Source organism: Flavobacterium flevense, from assembly GCF_900142775.1.
Lineage (GTDB): Bacteria > Bacteroidota > Bacteroidia > Flavobacteriales > Flavobacteriaceae > Flavobacterium > Flavobacterium flevense.
Genome location: NZ_FRCC01000007.1, coordinates 38,123 through 57,531, shown reverse-complemented (window position 1 = coordinate 57,531; position 19,409 = coordinate 38,123). Strand labels below are relative to the sequence as shown.

Sequence of the window (19,409 nt, the reverse complement as noted above, 5' to 3'; positions counted from 1 at the left end):
ACTTACTTAGTATTTTCTTCGAAATATCGTGCTTCAATTCGTTTAATATCTTTAATGGATTTTCGGGCCCAATCTAAACGTTTTTCCAGAATTTCAGCATCGGTTAATTTCCAGTCGATATCCGAACGACGCAACCTGTTAGTCAAATCCTGAATGATAATCGCTGCCGAAACGGATATATTTAAACTTTCGGTAAAACCTACCATTGGAATTTTCAAAAAACCATCGGCTCTTTTCATCACTTCTTCTGACAATCCTTCTTTTTCTGTTCCAAAAAATAAAGCGCTTGGTTTTGAAATATCAAATTTTTCTACCGTGCTGTCTTTTTCATGAGGTGTAGTAGCAATGATTTGGTAACCTCGTTCTTTTAAAGTTGAAATACAGTTGGAAACCGAATCATGTCTGTTGATATCCACCCATTTTTGAGCTCCCATGGCAATTTGTTTATCGATTCTTTTGCCAAAACGCTCTTCTATAACATTCAGTTCCTGAATCCCAAAAACTTCACAACTGCGCATTACCGCAGAAGTATTGTGTAACTGATACACATCTTCTACTGCTACGGTAAAATGTTTGGTTCGGTTGTGTAATACTTCTAAAAAACGTTCTTTACGATTGTCCGTTAATATGTTCTCAAGGAAATTCAGGTAATCTATATCAATCATTGTTGTGGTTTAATTTTTGGGCAAAAATAGTAAAAAAGAAAAAAAGCTAGGAACACAACATATTTCTTTATGATTGAAAACTAAAATTCAATTACAAACTCGTTCTGCTATTTATTAACCACAAATTACACAAATTAGCACTAATTAATTTGCGTTAATTTGTGTAATTTGCGGTTAATTTTTTTTTAAAATTAAAAATTCATTATATCCCTCAAATAAACATGAAAAAAAAATTAGTCGTTTTAACCGGAGCCGGAATCAGTGCCGAAAGTGGCATCAAAACCTTTAGAGATGGAGATGGCCTCTGGGAAGGACATGATGTAATGGATGTAGCTTCGCCGGAAGGCTGGCACAGAAATCCCGAATTAGTTTTGGATTTTTACAATCAAAGACGCCGGCAACTGAAGGAAGTAAAACCCAATTCCGGACATCGGGAATTAGCGCAACTTCAGATTCATTATGACGTTCATATTATCACTCAAAACGTAGATGACCTTCACGAACGAGCGGGCAGCAAAAAGGTTTTGCATTTGCATGGCGAACTTTTAAAAGTAAGAAGCACTAAAAACCCAAAGTTTATTTTAGAGTGGGAAGGCGATTTGAATTTAGGCGATACGGATTCTTTTAATAATCAATTGCGTCCGAATATTGTATGGTTTGGTGAATCTGTACCTGCTTTTGATGAAGCCCTTACAATTACTGAAAGTGCGGATTATTTTGCAGTTATCGGAACTTCATTACAGGTATATCCGGCAGCAGGATTAATAGCTTTTGTGCCTCCACATGTACCTGTTTTCTATATTGATCCTAAACCAATCCAGATTCCTGATTTAAGAAATACATTAGAAACATTTCCACTAGTAGCTTCAGAAGGAGTACTACAATTAAAAAACAGATTATTAGCCGAATTTCAGTAATAAATTCTTCGAATACATAAAAAATCAGCCCACAGATTCAACAGATTCAACGGATAAAAACGGATTTTAAATAACTTTGTCAAAACACAATCTGTGCTAATCTGTAAAAATCAGTTTTATCTGTGTTCCATTTTTTTTTATCGCTAAAATCAATGCTAAAAATAGCCCGGAATTCCTAAAATTCTGCCTATATTTGTGCCTTTCGAAAAAATAAAAACACAATGACGACTTTAAACGAATTGAATGCTATTTCTCCAATTGACGGAAGATATAGAAATAAAACGCTTTCATTAGCTCCTTTTTTCTCTGAAGAAGCTTTAATCAAGTACCGTGTATTGGTAGAAATTGAATATTTTATTGCTTTGTGCGAAGTTCCTTTGCCACAATTAAAAAATGTAAATCCTAATGTATTCGAAAGTTTACGTAACATTTATAAAAATTTCTCTACTGCAGATGCGCTTTGGATTAAAGAAACAGAAAAAGTAACCAATCACGATGTTAAAGCCGTTGAATATTTTATCAAAGATGCCTTTGAAAAATTAGGCTTATCTGAATATAAAGAATTCATCCATTTTGGACTGACTTCTCAGGATATCAACAACACTGCCATTCCGCTTTCTACAAAAGAAGCTTTTGAAAGAGTTTACATGCCTTCTTTAATTGCTTTAATTTCGAAATTAAAAGAATTAAGCGTAGAATGGAAGGACATTCCTTTATTAGCCCGTACTCACGGACAACCGGCTTCTCCTACTCGTTTAGGGAAAGAAATTGCCGTTTTTGTAGAGCGTATCGAAGAACAAATGCGTTTGTTATTCAACATTCCGTTTGCAGCTAAATTTGGTGGAGCAACAGGAAATTACAATGCACATCACGTAGCGTATCCGCAAATAGACTGGAAGCAATTTGGTACTAAATTCGTTCAGGAAAATTTAGGATTACACCATTCATTCCCAACTACACAAATTGAACATTACGATCATTTTGCTGCTTTTTTTGATGCGTTAAAAAGAATCAATACCATCATCATCGATTTAGACCGAGATATCTGGACTTATGTTTCGATGGAATATTTCAAGCAAAAAATCAAAGCAGGAGAAATCGGTTCATCGGCAATGCCACATAAAGTAAACCCGATTGATTTTGAAAACTCAGAAGGAAACTTAGGAATTGCGAATGCTATATTCGAACATTTATCGGCTAAACTACCTATTTCAAGATTGCAACGTGACTTGACTGACAGTACTGTTTTAAGAAATATAGGTGTACCAATGGGACATACTATTATCGCATTTGAAGCCTCGTTAAAAGGATTAAACAAGTTGTTACTGAACGAATCTAAATTCCACGAAGACTTAGAAAACAACTGGGCGGTGGTTGCTGAAGCTATTCAGACTATTTTACGTCGTGAAGCCTATCCAAATCCTTATGAAGCTTTAAAAGGTTTAACCAGAACAAACGAAGCCATTACTAAGAAATCCATGCATGAGTTCATTGGCACACTTGATGTTTCTGATGCCATCAAAACAGAGTTGTTGCAAATTACTCCGGGTAACTTTTTAGGAATCTAATAAGAAAAATTATATTTATTTTTGAAAGCTATCCTAATCGATAGCTTTTTTTATAAATATATTTATAATTAATTCTGAAATAGGAAATAAAAACTGCTTTTACTATATTTAGCAGAATTGTAAAAATAAACAATATTATTATGAGTACAGTTTCCGCAGCTGTTGAAGCATCTCAACATTTAAAACCCTTAATCAGCGATTTAGGTTTAATACTTATGACCGCAGGTATTGCCGTGCTGCTTTTTAAAATAATTAAACAACCGTTAGTCCTGGGCTACTTAATAGCCGGATTTTTAGCGGGAAATCATTTTGATTTTTTTCCATCGATAAAGGATGTTCACAGCGTTGAAGTCTGGGCTGAGATAGGAGTAATATTTTTATTATTTAGCTTAGGGCTCGAATTTAGTTTCAAGAAGCTCATGAAAGTGGGCGGAACAGCCTCAATTACTGCCATAACCCAGATTATAGCGATGGTACTCATAGGCTATCTGGTAGGAAAATGGATGGGATGGAAAGAAATGGATTGTATCTTTCTGGGCGTGATTCTCTCGATATCCTCAACAACGATTATCCTTAAAACTTTTGATGAATTAGGAGTAAAAGCCCAGCAATTTGCCGGAATAGTAATCGGTTCGCTTATTGTACAAGACATTGTTGCCATTTTAATGATGGTATTACTATCTACAGTTGCTGTTAGTCAGCAGTTTTCCGGTAGCGAATTATTGCTTTCTGTACTTAAACTAGGTTTTTTCCTGATTGCCTGGTTTGTGGGCGGAATCTTTTTTATTCCTACATTGCTAAAAAAGACCAAACACCTGCTAACAGATGAAATGATGCTCATTCTTTCATTAGCTTTGTGTTTAATGATGGTAATTTTAGCTTCAAATGTTGGATTTTCTCCGGCTTTAGGAGCGTTTATAATGGGATCTATCATTGCCGAAACTACTCAGGCAGAACACATCGAACATTTAATAAAACCGGTAAAAGATTTATTTGGTGCCGTATTTTTTGTATCCGTAGGAATGTTAATCAATCCCGAAACCTTATATGAATATGCTGTTCCTGTGATTATACTGACTTTGATTACTATTTTTGGTCAGTCTATCAGCTCCACTGTTGGTGCGCTAATTTCGGGGCAACCGCTAAAACAGTCGGTACAAACAGGGATGAGTTTATCTCAAATAGGTGAATTCTCTTTTATCATTGCTACTCTGGGAATGTCGATGAATGTAACCAGTAATTTTCTCTATCCGGTAGTGGTGGCGGTATCTGCGGTAACAACATTTACAACGCCTTTTATGGTGAAAATGGCTGTTCCTTTTTCGGGTTATTTAGAAAAAAAATTACCCCGAAAATGGGTAAAAAGAATTGCCCGCTACAGTACAAATGCTCAGGCCATACGTTCTGTAAGTACCTGGCAAATAGTTATAAGAGCTCATTTACTGCAAATCATATTGCACACTATTATCATTACATCCGTGATTTTGATGTCTTCTAAATTTGTGTTGCCTTTAGTCGAAAATTCTAAATTTGGAAACACAATTGCAGCATTGATTACGATGATTATTATTTCGCCGTTTTTATGGGCACTCTCGCTGCGAAGGGTTGCCGTAAAAGAAGTGGACATGCTATTCGAAGAAAAAAAATACCGTGGGCCTATTTTAATGCTTTTCTTCTTCCGGATGGGACTGGCAGTATTTTATATCGGTTTTTTATTAAATATCTTTTTCTCTCCGGTTATTGCTTTTTTCGCACTGGTAACCGCAATTGTTATTTATTTATTTTTTCCAAAGAAATTACACGAACAATATCATAAAATTGAAAGCCATTTCCTGACTAATCTGAACGACAGAGAAGAAAAGAAAATAGACCGCCGTTATGCTAATTTAACGCCCTGGGACGGACACATGGCCACTTTTGAAATTGCAAGAGAATCAAATTTAGCCGGTAAAACACTTCGTGATATTAAAATGAGGGAATTAGTAGGTGTCAATATTGCTTACATTAAGCGAGGGGAAATTATTATTCAGATTCCCAATAAAACCGAAAGACTCTTTCCCGGTGATGAAATATGCGTTATTGGAACGGATGCACAAATTAAAGAGTTCTCTAACTTTTTAACGCAACATGAAATTGAAATCCCGACAAAAGTAACGGATGAAATTATTTTACGCCAAATTGAACTTACAAATGATGAGTTCATTGGACAAAGTGTAGGACAATCAAAACTTAGAGAACGCACTCATGGTTTATTAGTAGGAATAGAACGAAAAGGGCAACGATTGCTCAATCCTGAATCTCATATTGTTCTTGAAAAAAATGACTTACTGTGGATTGTAGGAGATAAAAAACTATTAGCAGAAACATTCCAGGACTAATTTTTTCGAAATTTAGTTTTTTATAAAAGTAAAATGCCTGAACGATTTATTTGTTCAGGCATTTTTTGTTTTTAAACCAAAAAATAAAAGTATTATATGGCTTTTTTCAATTGAATTTTGAGTAATTTTATAGTAGTAAGACAACAAAAACCAAATCAGATTTTGATATTTCCCTAAGGAAATTCTATAAGAGCGCTAACGAAATAGTAATTAAAAATAATTCAATATGGCATTTATAGACTATTACAAAATATTAGAAATAGACAAAAAAGCAACTGATGCCGAAATAAAAAAGGCTTACCGGAAACTAGCCCGAAAATACCATCCCGACATCAATCCTAATGATAAAGAAGCGGAGCAAAAATTCAAACAAATAAACGAAGCCAACGAAGTTTTAGGCAATGCTGAAAAGAGGAAAAAATATGATGCTTACGGTGAAAACTGGCAACATGCTTCAGAGTTTGAAAAAGCAAATCAGCAACAGAGATATTACAGTAAAAGTCAATCCGATGAAGATTTCAATTCTTACGGAAGAGACGGTGACGATTATTCTGATTTTTTTGATTCGCTTTTTGGAAATAACAGCAGAAGCCGCGGCAGAAGTCATGCCTTTAAAGGTTCCGATTTCAGCAGTGAATTGCAATTAAATTTAGAAGATGCTTACACAACGCACAAACAAACAATTACTGTAAATGACAAGAATATTCGTTTTACCATTCCGGCAGGTATCGAGAACGGACAAACAATCAAAATTGCCGGACATGGTGGTGAAGGCAGCGGCGGTGGTCCTAAAGGGGATTTATACATTACTTTTTCAATTAACAATCATCCTGTTTTTAAAAGAGATAAAGAAAACCTCTATGTAACAGAAACCATTGATTTATACAAAGCCGTATTAGGAGGAGAAATCACCGTAGCGACATTTGACGGAAAAGTAAAATTAAAAATAAATCCCGGAACCCAAAATGGTGCTAAGGTAAAACTGAAAGGAAAAGGCTTTCCTGTTTACAAAAAAGAAGGAGAATTTGGCGATTTATACATTACATTCCAAATCAAAATCCCAACGAATCTTTCGAATAAAGAAACTGAATTATTTACTGAACTTTCTAAATTAAGAACATCATGAATACCGAAAATTTTATTCCTCTAAATACACTCTGTCAACATTATAAATTAGAAGTAAACTTTTTTAATACTTTGAATGAAAATGGTCTGATAGAAATTCAGTTTGTAGACCATGTTCAATATGTTCACAAAGAATCAATTTATGAAATTGAAAAGATAGTACGCATGCACAAAGAATTAGAGGTAAATATTGAAGGAATCGACGTTGTACTGAACTTACTTCAAAAAATTGACGCTTTACAGACCGAATTATTAAAAGTTAGAAACCGCCTTTTATTATATGAAAATTAAATTACTGTTTGTTTCGTAACCTTATAAAAAAACAACTGATTTTAAAGCTTTTATAACAATTCTAAAAAAAAGAGTGTGCAACAACTCAAAAAAATAACTTAAAACCAATTCGCAAAGTCTTTAAATTATATTTTTTTTTATATTTTAACATCTGAATAAAGCATATTTCAGCTTAAAGATACCATCTGGTTCACATTCTTGACTCTTATATGGTATAAAAAATAGAATATATGACAATTATAATTTCACTTTGCATCTTATTATTGGTTTCTTATTTATTTGATCTCAGCGCTTCAAAAACAAAAATTCCTTCTGTTATTTTGTTGCTGCTTTTAGGTTGGATAGTAAAAGAAATAACTACTTTTTTCGTCATAGAACTTCCTGATTTAAGTTCTACCCTACCCATTTTAGGAACACTGGGTTTAATTTTAATTGTACTGGAAGGATCCTTAGAGCTGGAATTAAATAAATCCAAAATCAGTCTGATAAAAAAATCTACTTTAGGCTCTTTTTTACCATTAATTGCCATGGCTTTTGCCCTTGCCTATCTTTTTTATTATTACACTGAATATGATTTTAAAACCTGTCTAAGCAATGCTATTCCGTTTTGTGTAATTAGTAGTTCAATAGCTATTCCCAGTGTTCGTAATTTACGTCAAAGTCACAAAGAATTTGTCATCTATGAAAGTAGTTTATCCGATATCTTTGGGGTTATCTTTTTTAATTTCATGGCTTTCAACACTAGTTTTGGAGTCCATACATTTGCTTATTTTTGTTTAGAAATTATAATTATCATTATTATTTCTTTTGTTGCTACTATTTTACTTTCCTTTCTTTTAAATAAAATAGACCATCACATCAAGTTTGTCCCAATTGTTTTGCTTATCATATTGATTTATGAAATTTCTAAAATATTTCATTTACCGGCTCTTGTTTTCATCATGGTTTTTGGATTATCTATAGGAAACTTAGACGAATTAAAACATTACCGATGGGCACATCAGTTCAGGCTGGATTTGTTAAACAAAGAGGTTCAAAAATTTAAAGAGTTAATTATTGAAGCTACTTTTTTAATCAGAGCTTTGTTCTTTTTACTGTTTGGTTACCTGATCAAAACCTCTGAAATCATTAATCCGGATTCCATTCTTTGGGCTTTAGTTATTGTGGGAATCATTCTTATTTTGCGTTTTTTACAATTAAAAATTTCGAAAATCCCCTTATTCCCTTTATTATTTGTTGCTCCCAGAGGATTAATTACCATCCTTTTATTTTTATCCATCGTTCCGGAAAGTCAAATTCCTTTAGTGAATCAATCTCTTATTATACAGGTAATTCTTTTAACCGCAATAATTATGATGTTAGGAATTATGTTTACCTCTATTAAAAGAAAAAGATCGATTCAGGAAACAAGAAAATTGCTACATCAACAGGAAAATGAATTATAATGCAATTTTATCTTTCCTTTTTGTATACATTTTGAGATAAAATCACTCCTCCTAAAACTGATTTATTAAAAACAAATCGGTTTTAAACTAAAATCAGTATTTTTTTTATTCGAAAGAAAAACAAAAAAAACCAGCAAAATCAGTAGTTCACAGACAAATCACCTGTTTCGACTAAAAAAAAATTAAATTTTTCGTTGTAACATTTGTATATACAAATAAAAAAAGTGTTACATTTGTACCAACAAACAAAACAAGTATTGGAATGAAAATTGAAGATGAAATAAAAAGTACCGTTGCATTAAATATTTCAAAAAAAATTATTCTCAATATCATGTATACACAGAATATTTTAAGTGAAAAATTTAATGAGATTTTGAAACCTTATGATTTATCAGGGGAACAATACAATGTATTGCGAATTTTGAGAGGTCAAAAAGGAAATCCTGCTAATATGTGCGTGATTCAGGAGCGAATGGTGGCAAAAACCAGTAACACAACAAGACTGGTAGATAAGCTATTGTTAAAAGAATTAGTTACCCGAAATGTTTGCCCTGATAACAGACGTAAAATTGAAGTACTGATTACACAAAAAGGATTAGATGTTTTAAGCGAATTAGATCCTAAAGTAAATGCACACGAAAATGCGATGACAAGCAATTTAAACACAACAGAATTAGAACAATTAAATACATTACTGGAAAAATACCGAAATAAATAAAACAATCATGAGCAATTTTATAGAAAATCAAAACTGGAGATACGCAACAAAGAAATTTGATGCAACCAAAAAAATAGCAACAGAAGATTTAAACATCCTGAAAGAAGCAATTCGTTTAAGCTCCTCATCTTACGGATTACAGCCTTACCAAATAATTATTGTTGAAAATCCTGAACTAAGAGCTAAAATTCAACCTGCAGCCTGGGGACAATCTCAAATTACAGAAGCCTCTCACCTTATTATTTTTGCAAATAAAACAAAACTGGAAAATACGGATATTGATGATTACATTAATACTATTAGTACAGTAAGAAACATTCCTGTTGCATCAATAGAAGGTTACGGCGATTTTATGAAATCAAAAATTGTAAGTTTACCGGATGATTCAAAAAATATCTGGACTTCAAAACAAACTTACTTAGCATTAGGCAACTTATTGAATGCTGCTGCTGAATTAAAAATTGACGTAACGCCTATGGAAGGATTTGTTCCGGAACAGGTAAATGAAATTTTAGGGTTGGAAAAATTAAACCTTAACACTTCGCTTATTGCAACATTAGGTTACAGACACGAAGCAGATGACACACAACATTATAAAAAAGTCAGAAAATCAGAAGAAGAATTATTTATCACTCTATAATTATTAATTAAAATCAAATTTAAAACAAAATGAAAAATTTAAAAACAATTGCAGTAGCATTATTCGTAGCAGTAGCAAGCATTTCAGTAAATGCACAAACTAAAAAAATTGACACTAAAGCCTCTACTATCAAATGGGTAGGTAAAAAAGTAACCGGAGAACACTCAGGAACAGTAAACTTTAAAGATGGTGCTGTAGTATTTAAAGGAAAAAAATTAGCAGGTGGTTCTTTTACTGTTGACATGACTTCTCTTACTGCCACTGATTTAACTGGTGAATACCAAGGAAAATTAAACGGTCACCTTAAAGCGGATGATTTCTTTGGAACAGATAAATACCCAACAGCTACTTTAGTTTTCAAAAAAATTGGAAGTAAAGCAAAAGATATTTACAATGTAACTGCTGATTTAACAATCAAAGGAATCACTAAACCGGTTAATTTTGATATTACTGTAAAAGGAAATACTGCCACAACAGCTTTCAATGTTGACAGAACTAAATATGACATTAAATACGGTTCTGGAAATTTCTTTGAAGGTTTAGGAGACAAAACAATCAATGACGAATTTGAATTAGCAGTAGCTTTAAAATTCTAATACATACCCATTTTACTTAAGACAGCCCCGGCATTTACTTGTCGGGGTTTCTTTTTTGCCAAAATTTTGCTTTTTTTTCGAATTAAACGTCATTTTTTTATTTTATAGTATTTGAAAATTAAAATTACATTACTATATTTGCAACATGAAAACAATTATAAATAATACTTGGTGGTGGAACAATTTACGTCAATAGTCGTGAACTAAGCTCCTATGGTATTATTATCTATAAATATATAAAGGCTTGTCATCACGACAGGCCTTTTTTTTATGCCAAACGAATTAAAACAAATGCTTACAAATTTTAAATTTATTCCAATTGAAACAATTTAAACTAAATACAAAATTCAAGCAAATACTGGCTGACACGATCACTCCTGTTAGTGTGTATTTTAAAATAAGAGATAAATTTCCTAACAGTCTTTTGCTGGAAAGCAGCGATTATCACGGAAACGATAATAGTTTTTCTTATATCTGTTGCAACCCGATTGCTTCGATAAAAATTGAAAACGAAACTATTTTCAAACAATTTCCTGACGGAACTACCGAAACAATTGCTATCGATGCACAAACCAATATTCCGGAAGTAATTCAGCAATTCTCAGGACAATTCCAATCAGAGAAAAACAGTTTCAAATTCATCTACAATGGATTGTTTGGATACATTTCTTATGATGCCGTTCGTTATTTTGAAAAAGTAACCATCGCTAAAAAAGAAAACAGCAATACCATTCCGGATGTATATTATGCAGTTTACCAAAATATTATTGCCATCAATCATTTTAAAAATGAGGCTTATATTTTCTGTCACAGTCTGGATGAGCGAAACAATATTGCTGAAATTGAGCAATTAATGCAATCCAGAAATATTCCTTCGTATAAATTCACAAAAGAAGGTGAAGGTTTTTCGAATTTAACTGACGAAGAATTCAAACACAATGTAGCTTTAGCTAAAAAACATTGTTTCCGTGGAGATGTGTTCCAATTGGTTCTTTCCAGACGATTTACTCAAGGTTTTAAAGGAGATGAATTTAATGTGTACAGAGCTTTAAGAAGTATCAACCCATCCCCTTACCTGTTCTTTTTTGATTATGGTGATTTTAAAATATTTGGTTCTTCGCCTGAAGCCCAAATTATCGTAAAAGACCGTAAAGCAGAAATTCATCCCATTGCCGGAACATTTAAAAGAACAGGTGATGATGAAAAAGATGCGGTTTTAGCCAAACAATTATCAGAAGATAAAAAAGAAAACAGCGAACATGTAATGCTTGTTGATTTGGCTCGAAATGATTTGAGTCGTCACGGACACAATGTAAATGTAGAGCGTTACAGAGAAGTTCAGTTTTTCTCCCATGTAATCCACCTGGTTTCAAAAGTTACGGGCCATTTGCATGACAATGCCACCGCTATGCAGGTGGTTGCCGATACTTTCCCTGCCGGAACTTTAAGCGGTGCTCCAAAACACAGAGCCATGCAGCTAATTGAGGATTACGAAAAAACAAATCGTAATTTTTATGGTGGTGCTATCGGTTTTATGGATTTTGAAGGCAATTTTAATCACGCCATTATGATTCGTACTTTCCTGAGCAAAAACCATCAATTGCATTCTCAAGCCGGAGCCGGAATCGTAGCCAGCTCTGATGAAGAAAGCGAAATGCAGGAAGTATATAACAAATTAAGAGCCTTAAATACGGCTTTGGATTTAGCAGAAACAATATAATCCCCTCCTCTCCCGAAGCCTCAGGACTTCCCAAAGGAGATAAAGCGAGACTAAAATAAAAAAATAAAAAATATTAAAAACCTATATTCCCTCAATAGGTTCTCCCCTCTTCGGAGGGTTGGGGGAGAAAAAATGAAGAAAATACTAGTTATAGATAATTACGATAGTTTCACGTACAATTTAGTGCATTATCTGGAAGATTTGAATTGTGAGGTTACGGTGTACAGAAATGACGAATTCGAATTAGACGAAATTGCTCATTTCGACAAAATCCTTTTGTCTCCCGGACCGGGAATTCCTGATGAAGCCGGTTTGTTGAAACCTGTTATTGCAAAATATGGCGCTACCAAAAGTATTTTTGGCGTTTGCCTGGGTCAGCAAGCGATTGGCGAAGTTTATGGCGGAACACTTTCTAACTTAGACAAAGTCTATCACGGTGTGGCTACAAAAGTAAAAACGGTGGTTAACGATGAAATTTTATTTCAGGGATTAGAGAACGAATTTGAAGTAGGCCGTTACCATTCATGGGTGGTTGATGCCACGCTACCGGAAAGTTTAGAAGCGACTTCTTTTGACGAAAATGGTCAGCTAATGTCTTTGCGTCACAAAACGTATGATGTTCGCGGAGTTCAGTTTCATCCGGAAAGTGTGTTGACTCCTAATGGAAAGAAAATGCTTGAAAACTGGGTGAATTCATAGTACTCAGTTAGCAGTTCCGATAGTTATCGGAATTAGTATTCAGTTAATAAAAACTCAGAACCTTAGTTCCTTAGATTCTTAGCAACTTAAAAAAAATGAAAAACATATTAAACAGATTAATCAATAACGAATTGCTTTCGAAAGAAGAGGCTAAAAATGTTCTGGTTAACATTTCTAATGGAGACTATAACAGCAGCCAAATTGCAGCTTTTCTAACGGTTTACATGATGCGAAGCATAAGCATTGAAGAGTTGGCCGGCTTTAGAGAAGCACTTCAGGAATTATGTGTTCGCATTGATTTATCCGATTATAATACCATTGATTTAGTAGGTACCGGAGGAGATGGAAAAGACACTTTCAACATTTCTACTTTAGCCTCTTTTATAACTGCAGGAGCAGGAATTAAAGTGACCAAACACGGGAATTACGGAGTTTCTTCTATTACGGGGTCCAGTAACGTAATGGAAAGTTTAGGCATTAAATTCAGTAATGATTCTGATTTTCTAAAAAAATGTGTGGATCAGGCGGGAATTTGTATTCTTCATGCTCCGTTATTCCACCCCGCTATGAAAAACGTGGGACCTATTCGAAAAGAATTAGGCGTAAGAACCATTTTTAATATTTTGGGACCAATGATCAATCCATCCTTTCCTAAAAACCAATTATTAGGTGTTTTTAATCTTGAATTGGCTCGAATGTATGCTTATCTTTATCAAAATACCGATAGTAATTTTACCATTGTACATGCGTTAGATGGATATGATGAAGTTTCTTTAACCGGAGCTACAAAAGTAATTACACATAGTACCGAAGGAATGATTAATCCGGAAGATTTTGGCGTTCGATTAATCCAACAAAGCGAAATTGAAGGCGGGAAAACCGTGGAGGAATCGGCTCAGATGTTTCTCAACATTATTTCCGGAAAAGGTACTGAAGCGCAAAATAATGTGGTTTGTGCCAATGCTGCGATGGCAATTGCTACCGTAACAGGATGTACGCCTTTTCAAGGATTTGAACAAGCTCAAGAAAGCTTATTCTCCGGAAAAGGATTAGTGGCTTTGAAAAAATTACAAGAGTTATCTCTTTAAAATAAAAACTAAGTACCTCAGTATCTTAGAAACTTAGCATCTTAAAAAAATGAACATACTAGATAAAATAATCGTTGACAAGAAAAGAGAAGTCATTCTTAAAAAATCAATCATTCCGGTTTCACAATTGGAAGCTTCGATTTTCTTTGAGAAAAAGACAATTTCTTTAAGCAACAATTTAAGAAACAGCAATTCTGGAATCATTGCAGAACACAAACGTCGTTCGCCTTCTAAAGCCGAAATTAATTATGGTTTTACGGTGGAAGAAGTAGTAAAAGGCTATGAAAGTGCCGGAGCTTGCGGAATTTCAGTTTTAACAGACGGAAAATATTTTGGTGGTTCTCTGGACGATTTATTATTGGCAAGAGCCTCAGTAAATATTCCGTTATTGCGAAAAGAATTCATTGTGGACGAATACCAAATCCTGGAAGCTAAAGCCCACGGAGCCGATTTGATTTTGCTAATCGCAGCGGTTTTAACCCGCGAAGAAATCAAATCTTTATCAGAATTTGCCAAAAGCTTAGAATTAGAAGTTTTATTAGAAGTTCACAATCAGGAAGAATTAGAAAAATCCATCATGCCTACACTGGATATGATCGGTGTAAACAACCGAAACTTAAAAACATTCGAAGTAAGTCTGGATTTCAGTAAGCAATTAGCTGATCAAATTCCGAATGAGTTTGTAAAAGTTTCTGAAAGCGGTATCAGCTCAGTGGATGCTATCAACGAACTAAAACCTTATGGTTACAAAGGATTTTTAATAGGTGAAAACTTCATGAAAACGGACAATGCTGGTAAAGCCGCAACGGAGTTTATTGAGAAGTTGGGAGTTAGAAGTTAGAAGTTGGGAGATGGAAGTTACAAGCTATCAGCTTAAGCAAGCCTGGAAGTTTCTAAACTTTTCGAAAAAACTTCGTGAATCTTTGCGGTAAAAAAATTAGAAATTAGATTTCAGATTTTAGAAGGCAGAAAAAAACTTTGCGAACCTTTGCGAAAAAACTTCGTGAATCTTTGCGGTAAAAAAAAATAGAACTAAATGAAAACCAAAATCTGCGGCATGAAATATCCCGATAATATTCTCGAGACAGGCTCGCTCCTGCCCGATTATATGGGATTTATATTCTGGGAAAAATCGGCTCGTTATTTTGATGGTGTTATTCCTGAGTTAGCTAAATCCATTAAAAAAACCGGTGTTTTTGTCAATGAAACCATCGAAAATATAATTGATAAAGTTCAAAAACATAATTTACAGGCAGTTCAGTTGCATGGAAAAGAATCTGTAGATTTTTGTTTAAATTTGAAAACTGAATTTCAAAATCTGAAACTTCCTATTGAAATTATAAAAGTATTTTCGGTAGCCGATGATTTTGATTTTTCTGTACTTGCACCATTTGAAGCCGTTTGTGACTATTTTCTTTTTGATACCAAAGGAAAATTACCCGGAGGAAACGGAACCACATTTGACTGGAAAGTTTTAGAGCAATATCCTTCTCAAAAACCATTTTTCCTGAGTGGCGGAATAGGAATTGATGAAATAGATGCTGTTAATGAAATAATAAAAACTAATTTACCGGTTTATGCTATTGATGTAAACAGTAAATTTGAAATAGAACCGGGATTAAAAAACGTACAATTATGTAAAGATGCGCTACAACGCATTGCTACCAATAAAACAAATAAAATGTCATACAACGTTGATGAAAAAGGCTATTATGGCCAGTTTGGAGGAGCTTACATTCCTGAAATGTTATATCCTAATGTTGAGGAATTACGCCAACAATATTTAAAAATCATGGCCGAACCCGATTTTAAGGCGGAGTTTGACCAATTATTAAAAGATTATGTAGGACGCCCTAGTCCGTTGTATTTTGCCAAACGTCTTTCTGAAAAGCACAATACTAAAATCTACCTGAAAAGAGAAGATTTAAATCATACCGGAGCACACAAAATCAACAATACCATCGGACAGATTTTAGTAGCTAAAAAACTGGGTAAAAAACGCATCATTGCCGAAACCGGTGCCGGACAACACGGTGTGGCAACTGCTACCGTTTGTGCTTTAATGGGATTGGAATGTATTGTATATATGGGCGAAATTGACATTGCCCGTCAGGCTCCAAATGTTGCCCGTATGAAAATGCTGGGTGCAACAGTTCGTCCGGCTCTTTCGGGTTCAAGAACCTTAAAAGACGCCACTAACGAGGCTATTCGCGACTGGATTAACAATCCTGTTGACACCCATTATATTATTGGTTCCGCCATTGGGCCGCATCCTTATCCGGATATGGTAACCCGTTTTCAAAGTATCATTTCTGAGGAAATAAAATGGCAGTTAAAAGAAAAAGAAGGACGTGAAAATCCTGATTATGTAGTGGCCTGTATTGGTGGCGGTAGTAATGCTGCCGGTACTTTTTACCACTTTTTACACGAACCCGAAGTAGGAATTATTGCCGTAGAAGCCGCCGGTAAAGGAATTCATTCCGGACACAGTGCTGCTACAAGCAAACTGGGAAAAGTAGGTATCATTCACGGTTGTAAAACCCTTTTGATGCAAACTCCAGATGGACAAATCACCGAGCCTTATTCTATTTCGGCAGGTTTAGATTATCCTGGTGTTGGTCCTATGCACGCCCATTTGGCCGAAACAGGTCGTGCCGAGTTTTTCTCCGTAACTGATGATGATGCTATGGACGCCGGACTTGAATTAAGCAAACTCGAAGGCATTATTCCGGCAATCGAATCTTCGCACGCTTTAGCCGTGCTGAACGATAAAAAATTCAAACCCGAAGATGTAGTTGTCATTTGTCTTTCAGGACGAGGTGATAAGGATTTAAGCAATTATATCGAGCATTTTAAAATTTAACAGGGCGTTACCCCTTAGAAAAAAAGGGGTCGGGCTGTATGCTCCCGCTTCCCGATGAAAAATCGGGAGAGCTCCGCTGCCATCCCTAACGCAAAAACTAATAAAGAACGTTCAATTATCAAACCAGAACAAATGGAAAAATTATTCGCTTACGGAACTTTAAAAGACAAAGACATTCAGGAAAATATATTTGGACGCTCTCTAAAAGGAGTTCCAGACAAATTAGTCGGTTTTGTAATTAACTATATCGAAATTGAAGAAGAATTTGGAATAGAAAAATACCCAATAATTGTTGCTACCGAAAATCCAGACGATATTGTTACGGGATTAGTATATGATATTTCTGAAGAAGATGTACATCTTGCAGATACCTACGAAGGTTTGCATTACAAACGCATCGAAGTAACCTTAGAATCGCTGCAAACGGCTTGGGCGTATATTGTTACTAATTAACAACAAACTAACACACAGTTTGTCATTCCGAGGAACGAAGGAATCTCACTATCTAAATCACTTAATGTGATTCCTTCGTTCCTCGGAATGACTAACTCGACGGATTTTAGGCTTTAAAAAAAATACAATGAACAGAATCGAACAAAAATTACAGGAAGATAAAAAGATCCTTTCCATCTACTTTTCGGCGGGATATCCTAACTTAAACGATACGGTACAAATTATCCAGGATCTGGAAAAGAACGGAATAGACATGATTGAAATTGGTTTGCCTTTCAGCGATCCATTAGCCGATGGTCCTACCATTCAAGCCAGTTCTACCGCTGCTTTACACAACGGAATGACTACCCAAATTTTGTTTGACCAACTCAAAGACATCCGTAAAACAGTTGCTATTCCGTTAGTAATCATGGGATATTTCAACCCGATGTTGCAATTTGGTGTGGAGGCTTTTTGTGCAAAATGTGCCGAAGTTGGTATTGATGGATTAATCATTCCTGACCTTCCGGTAGATGTATATGCGGAAGAATACAAAGCGACTTTTGACAAGTATGGTTTGATTAATATATTCCTGATTACACCGCAAACATCTCATGAGCGTATTCGTTTTATAGACAGCGTTTCCAGCGGATTTATCTATATGGTAAGCTCGGCTAGTGTTACAGGATCTTCAGCTGGTTTTGGAAGCACACAGGAAGACTATTTCAAACGCATTGCCAATTTGAACTTGAAAAACCCACAAATTGTAGGCTTCGGAATCAATAATGCCGAAACGTTCAACCAGGCTACACAATATGCCAAAGGCGCTATTATTGGTAGCGCATTTATCACTCACTTAAAAGAAAATGGAAGCGGAAAAATTGCTGATTTTGTAAAAGCAATTCGATAGTTTTACTTCTTATAAATTTATTTTACCGCAGATTCGCAGATTAAAATTTTGTGAATTTGCGGTATTTTTTTTATGGCGATAGTTCATTCCTATTACAGTTTCTTTTATAACCGCAAATTACACAGATTAACACAGATTATTTTTTTATGTGTTTATTTCAATTCTTCCAAAAAATGATTAAAAAAGAACTGGAAATCCAGTTGGAAACGCTAAGGGAAATTCAAAAAATAAAGTTAGCCAGCTATTTTTTGTAAGATTTTTTTATATATTAGCTAAGAAAATAAACTCTAACGTTTATCACACAAAGCAACCCGATTTTAGGGAGATTGTAGCCATTTATGGCTGCTATATAAAGTTAGCGGTCATTGTAAACAGACACACGAAATGAAATTTAGACTATTATTCTTAATATTACTTATAACTAGAATTGGCTATGCTCAAAGTGAAAAACTTAACGAGTACAAAGTAGCAAATATCAATAATATTATAACTTTTTTCAAAGAGAAAAACATTGATAGCATTTCAAGTATAATTAATCTCCCTTTACACAGAGAATATCCAATACCTAGCATAAAAAACAAGGAAGAATTTAAACAAAGATTTAACGAAGTCTTTGACAAAACTATCATTGATAAGATTGCTAATTCAAAGATAGAGCAATGGTCAGAAGTAGGTTGGAGAGGAATAATGTTAGACGCAGGTCTTGTGTGGATTAATGACGAAGGAAAAATTTTTGCTGTAACTTATCAAAGCATCTTTGAAAAACAACTACGAAAAGACTTAATATTAAAAGAAAGAGATGTTCTACATAAATCATTAAAAATATTTGAAAGCCCAACATATAAAATAAAGTCTAAAAACTATTTAATCAGAATTGATAAATTATCTGATTACAAATACAGATATTCTTCTTGGAAAATTGGAGAACAAGAATCAACAAAACCAGACATTATTTTAAAAAATGGGAAATGGGAATCTGAAGGAAGCGGAGGAAATCACATTATTTCATTCTCAAATGGAAAGTATATTTACAAAGTTTACAGAAATATCATTGGAAAAGATAATGATCCAGACTTTACCATTGAAGTCGAAAAAAATGGAAAAATAATATTAACGGAAGACGGAACATTAATAACTGAATAAAACAACGAACCGCTAACAGGCGTTTGGCAAGATTGCGAATTTTGTAGTAAATACACGTTTACATTTCGCAAGAAATTTTATCTTAGCCGAAAGTACTCTGTTCCACAGCTCGCAACCTCCCCCAAACTGGTGCTCGATTGCATCGAGTACCTACTTACATTAAAAAACAAATCGTAGCGTTTGTAACGCGGCTCATTAAAAAAATCAATAG

At 34.4% G+C, this 19,409-nt stretch carries 18 protein-coding genes and 1 pseudogene; 18 read left to right on the top strand and 1 reads right to left on the bottom strand.

Features of this window, described 5'->3' with window-relative positions; translation table 11 throughout:
* Nucleotides 1-2: 2 nt before the first annotated feature.
* A complete protein-coding gene (locus BUB89_RS12315) occupies nt 3-665 on the bottom strand; it encodes a TrmH family RNA methyltransferase (protein WP_073245511.1) in 663 nt (220 codons plus the stop codon).
* A 221-nt stretch (nt 666-886) separates the two neighbouring features.
* Here BUB89_RS12315 and BUB89_RS12310 point away from each other — a divergent pair, with 221 nt between their 5' ends.
* The 18 genes and pseudogenes from BUB89_RS12310 to BUB89_RS12225 all read left to right on the top strand — a co-directional run bounded on the left by BUB89_RS12310 (nt 887) and on the right by BUB89_RS12225 (nt 19,198).
* On the top strand, nt 887-1,582 hold the full coding sequence (locus tag BUB89_RS12310; protein WP_073245509.1) for an SIR2 family NAD-dependent protein deacylase: 696 nt from the start codon (nt 887-889) through the stop codon (nt 1,580-1,582).
* A gap of 221 nt (nt 1,583-1,803) precedes the next feature.
* On the top strand, nt 1,804-3,150 hold the full coding sequence (gene purB, locus BUB89_RS12305) for an adenylosuccinate lyase (RefSeq protein ID WP_073245507.1): 1,347 nt from the start codon (nt 1,804-1,806) through the stop codon (nt 3,148-3,150).
* Between the two features lie 140 nt (nt 3,151-3,290).
* Complete coding sequence (locus BUB89_RS12300) at nt 3,291-5,528, top strand: cation:proton antiporter domain-containing protein (RefSeq protein WP_073245505.1); 2,238 nt, start codon at nt 3,291-3,293, stop codon at nt 5,526-5,528.
* A gap of 226 nt (nt 5,529-5,754) precedes the next feature.
* A complete protein-coding gene (locus BUB89_RS12295; RefSeq protein WP_073245504.1) occupies nt 5,755-6,654 on the top strand; it encodes a DnaJ C-terminal domain-containing protein in 900 nt (299 codons plus the stop codon).
* The gene (locus BUB89_RS12290; RefSeq protein WP_174799730.1) at nt 6,651-6,944 is read left to right on the top strand and encodes a chaperone modulator CbpM; all 294 of its coding nucleotides are present in this window, start codon (nt 6,651-6,653) and stop codon (nt 6,942-6,944) included. The genes BUB89_RS12295 and BUB89_RS12290 overlap by 4 nt, the downstream gene beginning before the upstream one ends.
* Before the next feature lie 230 nt (nt 6,945-7,174).
* The gene (locus BUB89_RS12285; protein WP_073245500.1) at nt 7,175-8,389 is read left to right on the top strand and encodes a cation:proton antiporter; all 1,215 of its coding nucleotides are present in this window, start codon (nt 7,175-7,177) and stop codon (nt 8,387-8,389) included.
* A 262-nt stretch (nt 8,390-8,651) separates the two neighbouring features.
* Nucleotides 8,652-9,107 (top strand): MarR family winged helix-turn-helix transcriptional regulator, encoded by a 456-nt coding sequence (locus BUB89_RS12280; protein WP_073245498.1) that lies wholly within the window; start codon nt 8,652-8,654, stop codon nt 9,105-9,107.
* A 7-nt stretch (nt 9,108-9,114) separates the two neighbouring features.
* A complete protein-coding gene (locus BUB89_RS12275; protein ID WP_073245496.1) occupies nt 9,115-9,747 on the top strand; it encodes an NAD(P)H-dependent oxidoreductase in 633 nt (210 codons plus the stop codon).
* Nucleotides 9,748-9,776: 29 nt separating this feature from the next.
* The gene (locus BUB89_RS12270; protein WP_073245494.1) at nt 9,777-10,343 is read left to right on the top strand and encodes a YceI family protein; all 567 of its coding nucleotides are present in this window, start codon (nt 9,777-9,779) and stop codon (nt 10,341-10,343) included.
* A gap of 319 nt (nt 10,344-10,662) precedes the next feature.
* A complete protein-coding gene (locus BUB89_RS12265) occupies nt 10,663-12,063 on the top strand; it encodes an anthranilate synthase component I family protein (RefSeq protein ID WP_073245490.1) in 1,401 nt (466 codons plus the stop codon).
* Nucleotides 12,064-12,195: 132 nt separating this feature from the next.
* Nucleotides 12,196-12,762, top strand: coding sequence for an anthranilate synthase component II (locus tag BUB89_RS12260; RefSeq protein WP_073245487.1), 567 nt, complete (start codon nt 12,196-12,198; stop codon nt 12,760-12,762).
* 95 nt (nt 12,763-12,857) lie between these two features.
* Complete coding sequence (gene trpD / locus BUB89_RS12255) at nt 12,858-13,850, top strand: anthranilate phosphoribosyltransferase (protein WP_073245486.1); 993 nt, start codon at nt 12,858-12,860, stop codon at nt 13,848-13,850.
* A 49-nt stretch (nt 13,851-13,899) separates the two neighbouring features.
* Nucleotides 13,900-14,691 (top strand): indole-3-glycerol phosphate synthase TrpC, encoded by a 792-nt coding sequence (gene trpC / locus BUB89_RS12250; protein WP_073245485.1) that lies wholly within the window; start codon nt 13,900-13,902, stop codon nt 14,689-14,691.
* A 195-nt stretch (nt 14,692-14,886) separates the two neighbouring features.
* Nucleotides 14,887-15,492, top strand: a pseudogene (locus BUB89_RS18250) (phosphoribosylanthranilate isomerase); the annotation flags it as partial.
* A gap of 39 nt (nt 15,493-15,531) precedes the next feature.
* Complete coding sequence (gene trpB / locus BUB89_RS18245) at nt 15,532-16,713, top strand: tryptophan synthase subunit beta (RefSeq protein ID WP_073245793.1); 1,182 nt, start codon at nt 15,532-15,534, stop codon at nt 16,711-16,713.
* Nucleotides 16,714-16,845: 132 nt separating this feature from the next.
* On the top strand, nt 16,846-17,166 hold the full coding sequence (locus tag BUB89_RS12235) for a gamma-glutamylcyclotransferase family protein (protein WP_073245792.1): 321 nt from the start codon (nt 16,846-16,848) through the stop codon (nt 17,164-17,166).
* Between the two features lie 127 nt (nt 17,167-17,293).
* Nucleotides 17,294-18,055, top strand: coding sequence for a tryptophan synthase subunit alpha (gene trpA, locus BUB89_RS12230; RefSeq protein WP_073245483.1), 762 nt, complete (start codon nt 17,294-17,296; stop codon nt 18,053-18,055).
* Between the two features lie 384 nt (nt 18,056-18,439).
* A complete protein-coding gene (locus BUB89_RS12225; RefSeq protein WP_073245480.1) occupies nt 18,440-19,198 on the top strand; it encodes a hypothetical protein in 759 nt (252 codons plus the stop codon).
* Nucleotides 19,199-19,409 lie beyond the last annotated feature (211 nt).

Excerpts from the sequence above, each read along its gene's own strand:
- trpC (WP_073245485.1), top strand. The coding sequence starts at position 13,900 with ATGAACATACTAGATAAAATAATCGTTGACAAGAAAAGAGAAGTCATT.
- BUB89_RS12300 (WP_073245505.1), top strand. The coding sequence starts at position 3,291 with ATGAGTACAGTTTCCGCAGCTGTTGAAGCATCTCAACATTTAAAACCC.
- BUB89_RS12290 (WP_174799730.1), top strand. The coding sequence starts at position 6,651 with ATGAATACCGAAAATTTTATTCCTCTAAATACACTCTGTCAACATTAT.
- BUB89_RS12275 (WP_073245496.1), top strand. The coding sequence starts at position 9,115 with ATGAGCAATTTTATAGAAAATCAAAACTGGAGATACGCAACAAAGAAA.
- trpB (WP_073245793.1), top strand. The coding sequence starts at position 15,532 with ATGTCATACAACGTTGATGAAAAAGGCTATTATGGCCAGTTTGGAGGA.
- BUB89_RS12310 (WP_073245509.1), top strand. The coding sequence starts at position 887 with ATGAAAAAAAAATTAGTCGTTTTAACCGGAGCCGGAATCAGTGCCGAA.
- trpD (WP_073245486.1), top strand. The coding sequence starts at position 12,858 with ATGAAAAACATATTAAACAGATTAATCAATAACGAATTGCTTTCGAAA.
- BUB89_RS12285 (WP_073245500.1), top strand. The coding sequence starts at position 7,175 with ATGACAATTATAATTTCACTTTGCATCTTATTATTGGTTTCTTATTTA.
- BUB89_RS12315 (WP_073245511.1), bottom strand. The coding sequence starts at position 665 with ATGATTGATATAGATTACCTGAATTTCCTTGAGAACATATTAACGGAC.
- BUB89_RS12260 (WP_073245487.1), top strand. The coding sequence starts at position 12,196 with ATGAAGAAAATACTAGTTATAGATAATTACGATAGTTTCACGTACAAT.
- purB (WP_073245507.1), top strand. The coding sequence starts at position 1,804 with ATGACGACTTTAAACGAATTGAATGCTATTTCTCCAATTGACGGAAGA.
- BUB89_RS12270 (WP_073245494.1), top strand. The coding sequence starts at position 9,777 with ATGAAAAATTTAAAAACAATTGCAGTAGCATTATTCGTAGCAGTAGCA.
- BUB89_RS12235 (WP_073245792.1), top strand. The coding sequence starts at position 16,846 with ATGGAAAAATTATTCGCTTACGGAACTTTAAAAGACAAAGACATTCAG.
- BUB89_RS12225 (WP_073245480.1), top strand. The coding sequence starts at position 18,440 with ATGAAATTTAGACTATTATTCTTAATATTACTTATAACTAGAATTGGC.
- BUB89_RS12295 (WP_073245504.1), top strand. The coding sequence starts at position 5,755 with ATGGCATTTATAGACTATTACAAAATATTAGAAATAGACAAAAAAGCA.
- trpA (WP_073245483.1), top strand. The coding sequence starts at position 17,294 with ATGAACAGAATCGAACAAAAATTACAGGAAGATAAAAAGATCCTTTCC.
- BUB89_RS12280 (WP_073245498.1), top strand. The coding sequence starts at position 8,652 with ATGAAAATTGAAGATGAAATAAAAAGTACCGTTGCATTAAATATTTCA.